Below are 12,730 nucleotides of genomic sequence, written 5' to 3'. Positions count from 1 at the left end.
TCAATAAACGCAGAAAAGCCCGCCTGACGAGCGGGCTCCTCAATCAGATCTTTCAGCCTGCGTGGCCGTGACCCGCTTCACGAAGGAAAGCGCGTACCGTGTCACAGAACTCCAATGGGTTCTCAGTCATTGGATAGTGGCCAGTACCTGCGAGCACGGCGATCTTACTGCCGGGAATGCGAGATGCTGTCTCCTCAACCTTCTCTTGGTACACCAACCAATCCGCGTCACCGCGCAGAAGTAAAACAGGCGCTTTGATCTTTCCAACTTGTTGCCGCTGATCAAAGTTCGCATAGCCTGTGAGGTCACCCTTCATCACCTGCGGCGTGGTTCGCGAGATCTGCCACACCACCTCCCTCGCACGATCTGGTGGAGTGCGATTGCCCGTCATCGAACGAGACCAGGCACCGATGATCTCTGGCCCATTCATGAGCAACATATCGAGGAAGAACTCGGAAACCGTCGGGGTAAAATCTGCCCCTTCAGCTGAAATGATCGCGCTGTACGCATCGGGCCGACGTGCCCCCAATTCCAGCACCAGATTGCCACCCATCGAGCATCCCATGATGGCGGGTTTCTCAAGTCCCAAGGCCTCCATAAGGTGCTCATTGAACTCCGCATGGCGAGTGAGGCTGTGGAATGGGCCTGATTCGGGTAGCTCTGATTTGCTGTGCCCGGGGGCGTCAATTGCGATGACGCGGAACTCATCTGAGAGACCGTCCAGGACGTGCCTATACATCAGAGAATCTTGTGATGCTGCGTGGAAGCAAACGAGTGGACGCCCCTCCCCTGATTCTTCGTAGTAAACGCGAATTCCATCAACAGTAATGTACCGTCCTACCGTCTCTTTCTCCGACGGCTTAGGCCCGGGAGAGTACGAGACTGGTGGGTTATTATTGGCTTTCCCTACACGCTTCATTGCGTCGAACGCGCGGGCCATCACATCTACGTACTGCCATGCAGCGACCACGTTGCCCTCAAGCTCAAGTTTTCCCAATCCAGGGGACAACGCTTCAAACCAGTCGATCTTTCCGTCAAGAACGCGCTGCCACTCATCATCAGCACCAGACACGATGATGTCAGCGCCCAACGGGCTTCCTTCCGGGTAAACCGCAACGACTTTACCGGCGAGAACCGCAAGCGTTGAGAAACCTGTGCTGTGCTTGAATTGAATGCGCCCATCAAAATAGCGAGCAGCGGCAGTCCAATCAGCATCACCGTTTAACTCGTCGGCGAATTGGCTCAACCATTTGGCATCTTTAATAAGGGTCATGACTTTCTCCTAGCTTTATCAATCCCCAAGGGGATTTTCTTGTAAGTGCAGGTACGATCGGTTCGTTACAAACCCATGTTGCAAGAGGACTTCGATACCAGCGCCTTGTCGTACTTAAGGAACCAGCCGGTAGTTTCTCGGGTGAAGAAAATGGTGATGATGGCCGCCAGTACCATGAGACCGGAGATAAAGTAGAGCGCGTAGTTGTAGCCCGCAGCCTGCTCAAAGCCACCACCTGCGCCGATGAACATCCCGATCACGAATGGCCCAAAGCCACCGGCGTAAATACCGACGTTGACGATTGAGCCCGCCAGGCCAGTCGTGCCTTGCTTCGCAGAGTCAAACGCAATGGCATACAGCAACGTGTAGGGCGCGTTCATCGCGAACCCAGCAAACAACTGAATCGCGATAAGCCAAGTCAGACTGACGGATGAGTATTTGAAGAGGTACATGCCCACCGCAAGCCACGCGAAAACAAGCACCAGGCATAGTTTTCGGCCTGCACGGTCTGAAATCCATCCCCAAACGATCTGGCCGATACCACCGGTGATCGTGAAGAGCACCGAGTAAGCAGCTGCCTCTGCGAAGTTGTAATGGGCAACAAAGGCCAGGTACTGAGGTAGCCAGAAGCTGATGCCGAAGTAGCCAACGATTGCAAACATCGAGATTAGAGCGATAGCGGAGATGTTCGGATTTTTCATTGCCGACTTGAACGCGCCTTTGGGCACCTCCACCACACCTTGTACCGCTTCCATTGATGGAGGGGTCTCACCCACGGCTTGAGCGTGTTCAACAAAAGACTCGTAACGCTTCTTCGTACTGAACCACCAGTAGACCGAAAAGATGATGATCATCGGTACAGGGAAAAGCAGGAATGCCAAGCGCCAATTTTCCGGGCCATAAGCGTGGAGTAGAGCACTGATCGCCAAGCCACCGATCAATGTGCCCCAAGGGTATCCGGTGTGATGAAGTCCTAGGGCGAAACCACGGCGTTCCTTCGACCACCACTCAGACAAGGAGGTGACTTCGATGGCTTCGCCAGCACCGCCAAATGCGTGAGACATCACTTGCAGCGCGACAAGCACTCCAAGCGAGCCAGTCAAGAAATTGAGGCCGGTCAGAAAGGTGAATAGCGTGTAAGCAATCACGATTGGCAGATGGCGGTATTTTCGCATCCATCCCTGACCGCCTTTATCAGCCCAAATCATGCAAGGCACGGCTATCAAAGATGTAGCGATCGTGATGAACGCGGCAAGCAGTCCAGTCAGCTCAGCGCTTGTCTTGAACTCGCTGGTGATGGAGGGCAATACCATAAAGAACATCTGGCGGGAGTTGGCATCCATGGCATACACGAGCCACAAAAGAGCCATCGCACCCCAGGAGGCTGCACCTGCACCTTTTGGCACACGATTGACCGCAGGTAATGCTTCGATTTTGTCTTGAGCAAATCCCATGGGGATATCTCCGGGTATTTATTTTTATTCTCCGGCTGAGGATCGGTGTTTTGCACACATACGCCTCAACATCCGAGGTGATCCAGCACTTGTCGTACTGCTCACCATGGACAGAGGTTATGGCTCAATTTCAGGGCTGAATATAGCTGGCAAAGCACACCTGCTGTGACCGCCAGGAACAGGTCAGTGGCACAAAATGAGAGAGGTGCCAGCGAAGCATTTGGCTAAGTAATTACTGGGGAACAGGTCTCAAATTTTTGAGATCTCTGTTGGGCACAGAGCAAGAGGGAAAATTTTCAGAGTGGTGGAGTATTGGCTCCCTTGTGCTGGAGCCAAAGTTGCACGCTTGCGCGGAGGTAGAGTGAAAGTAAGCGCCGAGCCGTAGTGGCTATCAAACCGCTTCGGGCAGTCCTCTCACGATTTTCCATGGATGAGCAATCCATTTTTCCTGAAAAAACTCGATGAACACCCGGATGCGAGGACTCAAATGCTTACGGTCTGAATAAAGCAGGTAAATAGGCTCCAGGATCTCCGCTTTGTACTCGTCAAGCAGGAGCACCAGCGATCCGTCCTGAATGTCTTTTCCAATGTGGAAATCCGCAAGGCGGACTATACCCGCACCTGATTTGGCCATATCTCTCAGCAGCTCACCCTGGGTAAACGATCCTCGAGGTTTCACAGGGGTCGTCACACCTAGGCCATCTTGGATAAAGGCCCATTTGTTCCAAGGGCTGGCAAAACTGAAATTAAAGCATCGATGATTCATCAGGTCTTTTGGCTGCTGCGGTGTTCCATACTTTTCCAAGTAGTCAGGTGAGGCACACAGCAACCATTCACACTCGCCGATTTTCTTCGCGATTCTGGAAGAGCTCGGAAGAATCCCGCTATGGATGGCTATGTCCAATCCCTGCTCGAACTGGTCAACGAACTGAGCGCCTAACTGAATCTCGACATCAAGACCGGGATATGTGTCGAGGAATTCCGGCAACCAAGGCACGATCTGCTGCTTCGCAAAAGAGGTCATCGTGTGGATGCGAAGCGTGCCACTGACCCTTGAAGGAAGTCCTTCTGCCAGGGAGTCAGCTTCACTCATCGCCTCAACCACAGCTTTCGCACTGCGCAGGTAAGCAGCCCCCTCCTCCGTTAGAGTGAGGACTCGGGAACCCCTCTGGAAAAGCCGAACCCGAAGCCGATCCTCTAGCCGCGCTATCAATTTGCTGATGGCCGACGGAGTCATCTCGTGCGCCCTGGCGGCGGCAGAAAAACTTCCGCACTCTGTTGACCAGATGAAGGCTAGCATTTGAGAGTATTGATCCATTTCGGTACGCTCCTTACGCGACTGAATCCACCTGTTTATCTACACAAAAAAACGCGCCGTAGCGCGTTCTTTTTTGTACCAAAATCAGCGAATGAACTGCTCGATATAATCGTCCGGCAAGCCCAAATTTTTGTAATGGCTGCGGGCAGCTTCCAGCTTGGTGAAAACGTCTTCATAGCCAACCGCGACACCCTGTGGGTCGACGTAAGTGTAGCCACCCTGAACGTGGAACCAAGTAATCATTTCTTCGACATCTTCAGGGACGAACAGAGTGTGAGTCTCCCCTGGCGGCTCGAATGCAAAGGAGCCTTCATCAGCAACCCAATCGTGTTCGAGGTAGTACCAACGCCCCTTCAACACGATCGCATGTACTGCACCTGAGTGGCGGTGACGAGACAAAACCCCGCTCTGCCGCACTCGGAGCAAGTTGATGTAGTACCCACCGCTAACGCTCAGCAGCAGTGGTTTGAAAGATACTGACTTGGTGACAGGCACCCAGAGATTATCGTCTTCGAGCCAAGTGGTCATAACGCCTGGATGCACCATGTCTGGAGACATGAAAGGCACCTGCGGCAAAGCATAAGGAATGGCAAGTTCATCAGGTTTAACGGGCGTATTCATTATAATTTCTCTCAACGTGTGACTGGCGAGCGAGCCAGGATTTCAATCGCTGAGTGAGAGTAGGTGATGCTCTCGCACAGGAGAATACTCAGAAATTCACACCATCTGTGACCACTCGTCACAGCGCGTAAGACTCATCCCGTTGAAGGCCGCGACTAATGTAAGGCACCTACTGCGGACGAGTTCAAGCGATTGACCCAGCAGATTTTTCATTGAGTGGATAGCGGCCACCAGTGGATCGCGCCCCATCAGAGGGGACACATTTTCCCCAATACCTTCACTACCATGCAGACCTGTTCATCTGAAAGCCGCTTACACAGTAGTAATCGGCTTGAAATAATGAGGTTTAGCAATGACTTCTCTCAGCCCTTCCCTTGAGCTCAGTCCCGAGCTTGCAGCTCATCCGGCCTATTCGCGAGTGTTCCAGCCCGAAGGCCTCACCTTCGGATACATCATGCCCTTGGAGGGCTACCCAAACTCACCCTTTCCAACTTTGCAGGATCATCAGCGCCTTGCTCGCATCGCGGACGAGGCTGGATTCGCAAGTCTGTGGATGAGAGATGTGCCCTTCTATGACCCGAGCTTTGGTGATACTGGTCAAATGATCGACCCGTTTGTATATCTGGGATATCTGGCTGCCGTTACCAAAAACATTGCCTTGGGCACAACGGGCATCGTTCTTCCGTTACGTGAACCACTGATCGTCGCTAAGCAGTCCGTTTCGGTCGACCAGCTAACCGGCGGTCGTTTCTTGCTAGGGCTATCCAGCGGAGATCGCCCGATTGAATATCCAGCATTCGGGATTGATTTCGAAGCGAGAGAAGAACGATACCGGGAAGGCTTCGAGCTGATTAAGACAGTCACTGAAAACAGCTTCCCAAGCGTCTCAACCAAACTTTTCGGCCAGCTGGAAGGCTTGCTAGACATGGTACCCAAGCCAGTTGGCCCTCGACTCCCCATGATTGTCGTAGGCCGGGCCCGTCAGACGCTTGAGTGGATAGCCAATAATGCCGATGCCTGGATTTGGCATCTGAGCGACTTCAATCGTTTGCCCGGTCTCATCCGCGAGTTCCGTTCTGCCAGCCAGACCGGCAATGCAAAACCATACGGCTACGCGACATTTTTCGATCTGGCGAGGGATCCGAACACACCGCTGGAACGCGGCTACAACGGAATAAGGATCGGGCGTAATGCTCTCGTGGAGCTCTGGAAACGGCAACAGGATGAAGGTGTTTCACACGTCGCACTGAATATCAAACCTCTGCAGCGACCAGCCGCTGATGTCCTGGAGGAGATGGCTGAGTATGTCCTGCCACACTTTCCCATAGGCCAACCTGCCTCGCAGGTGACCCAGTGACCGGCTCAAGTGATCGCACCGACATTAAGGGCGTTATAGCCACCTTTCTGGAAGCCTGGGAGAGCGGTAATTGGGAATCTGCTGGGGATATATTCACTGACAATTGCCAGTTGGTGACAAGCCACATGTCCGCTCATGAGGGTGAACGCAAGATTGTCAGAGCTTTCCAGCAAGACCGTGCCAAGGCTGATGGCTTTTCAGTGAAGGCAACCAATCACTATGTGGGAGGTGGAGAAACCGACGCCACTTTCAGTTTCTACGCCTATGGCCATATCAGCAAAGCCACAAAGTCGGCCACGCTCGGATTTGGTATGACTGTCACAGGCTCTCTGAAAAAGACAGCAGGCACCTGGCGCCTCGACAGCGTGCTGATTGCCTTGAATTGGGTAACCGGGGACTACTCGCTTGCAACTCACTGGCAGCTTCCACCAGGTGACGACGGATGGAGGATTGGTGATCCCGCTCCGACCATCGTGAGCGAACTGAACGCGCCATGGCTTGCGTTCCCAAGCTCAACGCCTTCTGTACCCAGCGAGGAGTGTATTGCTGAAACCTACGCTCGTTACTCATGGGCGCTGGATCAGGCTGACATGCAGCTACTTGCCCATTGCTTTGCCAACGACGCCGCTGGTGATTTCCAACCGATGGGCCTTATTGAAGGGCGCCACGCGATCATCGGCTCCTTCAAAGAGTTTCGCAGGCCCTGGCCGTGGATGCAGCATTTCGCGGACGTGCTGGAGATCAAGTCCGACGAGGAAAAGGGTGTAGCGGAAATGATTGTCGGCAGAGTCATTCCTGGAAACTCACACACGCAAGATGGCACGCCTCTCTATGGCGCGCATTACCGGATGCGGCTTCGTCGCAAGCATGAGGGCTTCTGGCAACTGACCTGGAGCGAGTACCGCCCAGGCTGGTTCAATGCCAATGAAGCACCAAGAGTTTAGTCCCTGCCTGGAAACGCTCTAGGGCCGTGGCGCCGTACTATCTCGGACGACGAGTTCGATTTGTATGCGCTCGCGGCGTGCAAGTGGGCGCCCCTCGATCAGCGCAACGATGTTGTTGGCGCTGCTGATACCAATTTTCGAAGTCGGCACCCTGACGGTCGTCAGGGCTGGCACGTAGGCAGCCGCGAACTCGATATCATCGAACCCGCTGACTGATAGTTCTTTGGGGACGTCGATCCCATTGGAGCGCGCTTCCGCCAACGCTCCGATACAGGTGAGGTCAGTGCTGCAGACAATGGCTGTAGGCTTGGGGTTAAGCTCCATAGCAATCCGCAGCCCGGCGCGCCCTCCCTCAATCGTGAATGGCTGCTCAATAATCCGTTCACTTGAAAGCTCTATCCCTGACTCGAGTAGCTGAGCGGTGATTCCTTTCAGACGGTATTTTGCCCGTTCGTTGTTAGAAACAACTCCACTGATCATGGCGATACTTTGATGACCAAGGCTAAGCAAGTGCTTGGCTATCAATCGACCACCCTCCTCATTGCTGAACCCCACGCAGTGATGGTCGTGAGCACCATCTAGCGACCACATGAGAATGAATGGGCATTGGGCGGCAGTTAGTGCTTCATAAATTTCAGGACTATGTTCAGTACCCACTAACAGTAGGCCTTCGACGCCCCGCTCAATCATGTTCCTTACGTTTACCAGTTCTTGCGCCTGGTCGTATTCATGGGAAGAAATGATTAGGTGATACCCAAGCTCCGTTAGCCTTAACTGGAGGGCCTGGACAGCTTCAGCGAACGCAGGGTTGTTAAAAGTAGGAAAAACGGCTCCGATGCTGTGCGTGCGCCTGGATGCCAAAGCACGCGCGGCCCCGTCTCGCACGTACCCGAGCTCTTGAACAGCTGCTTGTACTTTGGCCAGCGTTGCAGGTTTCACTAAGTGCGGGACAGCCAATGCTCTTGAAGCACTCCCCATCGAGACGCCCGCCAATTCAGCCACATCCTTGAGCTTCGGTTTCTCGATTTTTTTCATTGGAGATTCAGCATCCTCGATCGTAGCGCGGAGACAGGACGATCAGGAGAACGCCCTCGATTTGCGCAGAGGATGATAAGCCAACGGCCTCCCGTTCGGGAGCCGTTAATTGGAGGGAAAAACCTGAGAACAGCGTTTCTGCTGCCCCCAGGCAAAGACACTTATTTAATGACGATCGGATTCACAGGAGCTCCGGTTCCGCCAACGACCTTTAGAGGGGCTGCGGTGTAGAGAAACGTCCACTGACCGTCCTCAGCGCAGTCCTCAGCGAGAGGATCAAGCTGAGCGATCTCAGTGAGAGTGATGCCCAAGTTCCTCATGAGTGCGTTGTGCAACGGCAACGCAACCCCTGACACGGGATCGACGGTGACTTCGTTAGCAATGGTGTCAGTGACAATGTTCGGAATTTCCATCTCCTGAAACCACTTCACCAGCTCAGGGCTGTAGGTCAGGCCTGGCTCGATAAAGTCTTTGTAGAACTCTTCCGGGTCGCGTTTATAAAACGAACCAATCCATCCAGTGCGGATGATGAGAATGTCGCGCTTGTTGATAGAGACGCCTTGAGCCCGGGCCGCAGCCATTAGATCCTCATGGTTGAAAGTTTCACCTGCATCCAGCACGTCTTTACCACGGTGGCGCGCTATGTCGATCAGAATGCCTCGGCCAACGATGCCTTTTTCACCCAATGGAGCAACGCTCGCCTTGGCCAGGGAGCCGATAGTGGTATCGGCACTGTAGCCATTCCAAATCTGATCGTCGTACCAGACATGCCCAAGGGCGTCGTACTGAGTTGATCCTTGAAGATGAAAAAACATCACGTCGTCGGCGAACTCGTAAGAGCCAGGAAAATGTGGGCCTTTGCCACAGTTGTAGTGACCACGATCCATGATATTCATGCGTTTTGACTGGGAGCGACCAGGCCAGACCGGGTCACCAGCAGGATCTGCCATCCGCACCTGCAAAGTAAATGTCTTGCCTTGCTTGACCTCTTTGACCCCTTGAAGAACTTCGATACCTGTAAGGTAGTTGAGTGAGCCTACCTCATCATCCGGGCCCCACTTACCCCAGTTCTTAGGGGAGTCTTTGAGCAAGTCATGAATATGCGGAACGGTCTTGTCTGTCATTTTCTGAGCCTCTTTTATTCTTGGATTAGCTGTGCTGCATTTAGCGGTTAGTTGAAACGTTCAAATCGTTGTCCCAGCTCGTCGGCACGAGCGAGTCCTCGGATGAGTCGTTCAGCCGTAAGGGCTGGCGCCATATTTTTCGCGTACACCGCACCCAGTGTTGCCTGGACGACAATGTCCAATTCCTCAGAGGTAAACGGAGACGTCTGGCCAAGGCCGTCGAGGGTGACGGGAAGATTCACATCATTCAGAAGCTGAGCGACCTCTAGGATCTCTGAGTCTGGGCGCTCTTCGACGGACATCTGCACCAGCGTCCCGAATGCGACAAGCTCACCATGCAGCATGGAAGTAATCGCAGGAATTGCCGTAAGACCTCGCACAAGCGCATGAGCTAGCGACAAGCCGCCACTCTCGAACCCAACGCCACTGATAAGGACGGTTCCTTCAACAACCCGCTCGACATCATCATTAACCTCGTGCCGGCCTACTGCTTGGTAAGCGCTGTACCCGTAGGTCATAAGCGTCTTAAACACTGCCTCTGTTAGCAGCAATGCAGTGTTCAACGCTGGAGTACCAAATGAGTTATTGCCTCCGGCAGATTGACATTGTTGCGCCTCAAACTTTTTACTGATGGCGTCGCCGATGCCTGCGGCGAAAAACCTTGCAGGCGCACGGACAAGCACTTCGGTGTCCACGACTACTGCAGAGGGGTTCATGTTCAGGTACTCGACACCAACGACCTTGTGCGCTTCGTCGTAAAGCACAATCAAACGGCTGGTTGGGGCGTCGCTGGAAGCAATGGTCGGGCATACGACAATGGGGACGTTAAGCTGAGCAGCCATCCCTTTAGCCGTGTCAATTGTCTTACCCCCGCCCAAAGCGATGATGGTGTCTGGCCTGTAATCTGCTGATCGCTCACAGAGAGACGCAATTGCAGCTTTAGTGCATTCACCAGGAAAAACGATACTGTTCGCCTCGAAGCCATACTCTGACAATGCATTCCCTACCTCAGGCCACAGATGCCCCGAGACGAACTCGTCGCACAAGACCAAAGGGCGCGATTGCCCCATATCGGAAAGGATTCTGCCAAGCTGCTTTAGCGCGCCTGGCCCTTGCTCGTATCGGCCAGGAAAACCCATTGTTCGAACCATGCCACCACCCGCTGCTGAAAAACTGTGAGATAAATCGTTACGTTGAATACGAGCCCGGATGGATCAGCGCATCAACCAGCCACCCGCCACATCCACAATTTGGCCCGTGATGAAGTCGCTGTCGTTTGAAGTCAAAAAGCATGCTGCTTTAGCTACCTCAAGTGGCGTTCCAAGACGGCCCAACGGAGTCTCATCAACGACTGCCTGGTTCGCTTGCGCAGAAACGGTTTTTAGAAGCGGCGTTTCGATGCGTCCCGGAGCCAGTGCGTTTGCCGTAATGCCATAGGGCCCGAGTTCACCTGCCAGGTGACGGGTAAAACCGATAACTGCGGCTTTCGTGGCGCTGTAATGCGCCGCGACGATAGGGAGGTAAGCGCTGCCAGCAACGGAAGACATATTCACTATTCTTCCAAAACGGCGTTCGACCATCGCTGGTGCGAGAGCTCTGACCAAGTTGAATGAGCCTGTCAGGTTGATGCCAACGACGCGATCCCATTCCTGAGGATCCATTTCCCAAATCGGCGCTGGTGCGCCCTCGTGTTTGGGTGAAATACCTGCATTGTTAATCAAGGTGTCGATCGGGCCGAGCTGCTCACTAAGCTCAAGACAGGCTCGATTGCATTGAGCGAAATCTGATACGTCAGCTTTAGCCCAAGCCACCAAATGTCCGGCAGCACTAAGTTGCCGGGAAAGCTCGGAAACTGACTGTTCGTCGAAATCTACCAAGGCAACCCGCGCGCCCTCCTCGCAGTACAGCCGGGCAATTGAGGCACCGATGCCCCCTCCTGCCCCAGTAATGAGAACTGTGCGTCCTGAATGTCGAAGATTCGTCATGCCAAATTCCCCGCGCTGAAAAAACAGAAACAAGACGCGGTGATGCTCACACGCGTCCAATGCCGCACTGGCTGACCGAAAATTTCGGACTCATGTAGGCGGGTGGTTTTAGGAGATTTGCGTGGCGAAGCCAGTGCCCCCGTGCCGGAGCGGTCGGTGACTTTAGATAAGAGAGTGGCGAGGGCAGCCGGCGTGGTTGACCGAGCGAGGGCTAATGATGCAGTGATCATTATGATCTCCAGACTTGCCTAGGAAAACGGCAAATATGAATCGTTTCATTCACACAGCCTGCGGGCCTAAGCCAACAAAATCTGTGTTCTTTTCACGACTCTATTTTTTGTATTTATTCTCGAAAGAGATATTTATGAAGCGCTTCATTTTTATTCGGATATTTCACCGCTGTCAAGCGGTCTGCATGGTCACTTCCCCAGCAAGGAGCGCCAGTGGTTCCTACGAAACGCAGTCATGAGCATCTGCGCCAATCACATTGAGGATGTGGAAAACACCGGCGCACTAAGCCTCTGAGGCACTGGCTCCTTTGGCAAATGCACGGAATACAGGCGCAGTGCCCACGCCTGGAAGTCGATGCTCAAGTGAAATGAATACGCGATGCATATGATAGGTATCGACTAGCCGCGCGGGCTTCGCTCACGGGTCAGGCAGAGTGAATGCCTTCCGCAGAATGCTGCTCCCATGGTGGGCATGGTGACCAAGCCTCCACGAGCTTATCGATGAAGAGTCGAATTTTTGGAGAGAGGTGCCGCTTGCTAGGGTAGATCACCCGAATAGGCTCTGCGGCCTCTGCATACCCAGCGAGCAATTGAACAAGCTTGCCGCTCCTCAAATCGTCGTTCACCACGTAGGAAGGAAGAGTCGCGATGCCCAGGCCAGCTACAGCTGACTGGTGTAATGACTCAGCACTGTCCATCTGTAGCCTTCCACCATGAGTAACGGACACAGAGCTACTATTCACGCGAAAATTCCAAGGAAGCAATCTCCCACCACTCACGAAATGCAGGCACTGGTGCTCGGATAAATCCTGCGGCGTTTTAGGCTCGGCATGCTCAGCCAAATATTTGGAGGAAGCGCAGGTAATCATTTGTTGGTAGGCCACAGTGCGCGTTAACAACCGAGAATCTTCCTTCGGTGGCCCGATGCGCATGGCCAAATCAAATCCCTCATCGATCAGATCGACCAGCCTGTCAGAAAAGGTGATATCCACGCTCAGGGAGGGCCAATCCTTAAGGCAGCACTCAATGTGCTGAAGAACATGAAGTCTACCCAGCGCAACCGGCAGACTCATCCGCAGTCGCCCGCTGGGTGTCGAACGACGAAACGCAAGAGCATCCTCCACGTCGTCCAGATCCTGAAGTACACCCACACAGCGCTCATAAAGAACCTGGCCGTCATCCGTCATACTCAAGCTACGCGTAGTGCGATTCAGTAGACGCACCTGTAAACGAGTCTCGAGCCTAACTATCGACTTCCCCACTGCAGAGCGCGTAAGGCCAAGCTGCTTTGCCGCCGCAGTGAAGCTTCCAGCATTTACCGAGCTCACAAACGCGGCAATATCATTCAGGTTATGGAGTTCCATACGGCCTCGGTGGTCTCAACGTTCG

General features: G+C 53.6%; 11 protein-coding genes. 2 read left to right on the top strand and 9 right to left on the bottom strand.

Going from position 1 to position 12,730, the window contains the following annotated elements; all coding sequences use genetic code 11:
* Positions 1-52: 52 nt before the first annotated feature.
* From AO064_RS11200 to AO064_RS11185, 4 genes are all read right to left on the bottom strand, one after another.
* Positions 53-1,273, bottom strand: a complete 1,221-nt coding sequence (locus AO064_RS11200; protein ID WP_064053309.1) for an alpha/beta fold hydrolase — start codon at positions 1,271-1,273, stop codon at positions 53-55.
* 65 nt (positions 1,274-1,338) lie between these two features.
* On the bottom strand, positions 1,339-2,727 hold the full coding sequence (locus AO064_RS11195; RefSeq protein WP_007913177.1) for an MFS transporter: 1,389 nt from the start codon (positions 2,725-2,727) through the stop codon (positions 1,339-1,341).
* 391 nt (positions 2,728-3,118) lie between these two features.
* Positions 3,119-4,045: a LysR family transcriptional regulator gene (locus tag AO064_RS11190; RefSeq protein WP_064053308.1), complete on the bottom strand. Its 927-nt coding sequence runs from the start codon at positions 4,043-4,045 to the stop codon at positions 3,119-3,121.
* Between the two features lie 84 nt (positions 4,046-4,129).
* The gene (locus AO064_RS11185) at positions 4,130-4,666 is read right to left on the bottom strand and encodes a 2,4'-dihydroxyacetophenone dioxygenase family protein (protein WP_007913179.1); all 537 of its coding nucleotides are present in this window, start codon (positions 4,664-4,666) and stop codon (positions 4,130-4,132) included.
* A gap of 352 nt (positions 4,667-5,018) precedes the next feature.
* Between AO064_RS11185 and AO064_RS11180 the strand changes: the two genes are divergently transcribed.
* Both AO064_RS11180 and AO064_RS11175 read left to right on the top strand, forming a co-directional pair.
* On the top strand, positions 5,019-6,023 hold the full coding sequence (locus tag AO064_RS11180; RefSeq protein WP_064053307.1) for an LLM class oxidoreductase: 1,005 nt from the start codon (positions 5,019-5,021) through the stop codon (positions 6,021-6,023).
* Positions 6,020-6,967 (top strand): nuclear transport factor 2 family protein, encoded by a 948-nt coding sequence (locus AO064_RS11175; protein ID WP_064053306.1) that lies wholly within the window; start codon positions 6,020-6,022, stop codon positions 6,965-6,967. Before AO064_RS11180 ends, AO064_RS11175 begins: the two co-directional genes overlap by 4 nt.
* Before the next feature lie 18 nt (positions 6,968-6,985).
* Here the strand turns inward: AO064_RS11175 and AO064_RS11170 are convergent, their stop codons facing one another.
* The 5 genes from AO064_RS11170 to AO064_RS11150 all read right to left on the bottom strand — a co-directional run bounded on the left by AO064_RS11170 (position 6,986) and on the right by AO064_RS11150 (position 12,705).
* A complete protein-coding gene (locus tag AO064_RS11170; RefSeq protein WP_007913182.1) occupies positions 6,986-8,002 on the bottom strand; it encodes a LacI family DNA-binding transcriptional regulator in 1,017 nt (338 codons plus the stop codon).
* Between the two features lie 161 nt (positions 8,003-8,163).
* Positions 8,164-9,126 (bottom strand): cyclase family protein, encoded by a 963-nt coding sequence (locus tag AO064_RS11165; protein ID WP_027620510.1) that lies wholly within the window; start codon positions 9,124-9,126, stop codon positions 8,164-8,166.
* 47 nt (positions 9,127-9,173) lie between these two features.
* Positions 9,174-10,277 (bottom strand): glycerol dehydrogenase, encoded by a 1,104-nt coding sequence (locus AO064_RS11160; RefSeq protein WP_064053305.1) that lies wholly within the window; start codon positions 10,275-10,277, stop codon positions 9,174-9,176.
* Between the two features lie 63 nt (positions 10,278-10,340).
* On the bottom strand, positions 10,341-11,111 hold the full coding sequence (locus tag AO064_RS11155; RefSeq protein ID WP_038364669.1) for an SDR family oxidoreductase: 771 nt from the start codon (positions 11,109-11,111) through the stop codon (positions 10,341-10,343).
* A 655-nt stretch (positions 11,112-11,766) separates the two neighbouring features.
* Positions 11,767-12,705: a LysR family transcriptional regulator gene (locus tag AO064_RS11150; protein WP_064053304.1), complete on the bottom strand. Its 939-nt coding sequence runs from the start codon at positions 12,703-12,705 to the stop codon at positions 11,767-11,769.
* Positions 12,706-12,730 lie beyond the last annotated feature (25 nt).

Origin of the sequence: Pseudomonas marginalis, assembly GCF_001645105.1 — a bacterium.
Lineage (GTDB): Bacteria > Pseudomonadota > Gammaproteobacteria > Pseudomonadales > Pseudomonadaceae > Aquipseudomonas > Aquipseudomonas petroselini.
This window is presented reverse-complemented; position numbering and strand designations above follow the sequence as displayed.

What these genes read in the sequence shown, in the direction of transcription:
- AO064_RS11150 (WP_064053304.1), bottom strand. Translation starts at nt 12,705, where the DNA reads ATGGAACTCCATAACCTGAATGATATTGCCGCGTTTGTGAGCTCGGTA.
- AO064_RS11170 (WP_007913182.1), bottom strand. Translation starts at nt 8,002, where the DNA reads ATGAAAAAAATCGAGAAACCGAAGCTCAAGGATGTGGCTGAATTGGCG.
- AO064_RS11165 (WP_027620510.1), bottom strand. Translation starts at nt 9,126, where the DNA reads ATGACAGACAAGACCGTTCCGCATATTCATGACTTGCTCAAAGACTCC.
- AO064_RS11185 (WP_007913179.1), bottom strand. Translation starts at nt 4,666, where the DNA reads ATGAATACGCCCGTTAAACCTGATGAACTTGCCATTCCTTATGCTTTG.
- AO064_RS11155 (WP_038364669.1), bottom strand. Translation starts at nt 11,111, where the DNA reads ATGACGAATCTTCGACATTCAGGACGCACAGTTCTCATTACTGGGGCA.
- AO064_RS11200 (WP_064053309.1), bottom strand. Translation starts at nt 1,273, where the DNA reads ATGACCCTTATTAAAGATGCCAAATGGTTGAGCCAATTCGCCGACGAG.
- AO064_RS11190 (WP_064053308.1), bottom strand. Translation starts at nt 4,045, where the DNA reads ATGGATCAATACTCTCAAATGCTAGCCTTCATCTGGTCAACAGAGTGC.
- AO064_RS11180 (WP_064053307.1), top strand. Translation starts at nt 5,019, where the DNA reads ATGACTTCTCTCAGCCCTTCCCTTGAGCTCAGTCCCGAGCTTGCAGCT.
- AO064_RS11195 (WP_007913177.1), bottom strand. Translation starts at nt 2,727, where the DNA reads ATGGGATTTGCTCAAGACAAAATCGAAGCATTACCTGCGGTCAATCGT.
- AO064_RS11160 (WP_064053305.1), bottom strand. Translation starts at nt 10,277, where the DNA reads ATGGTTCGAACAATGGGTTTTCCTGGCCGATACGAGCAAGGGCCAGGC.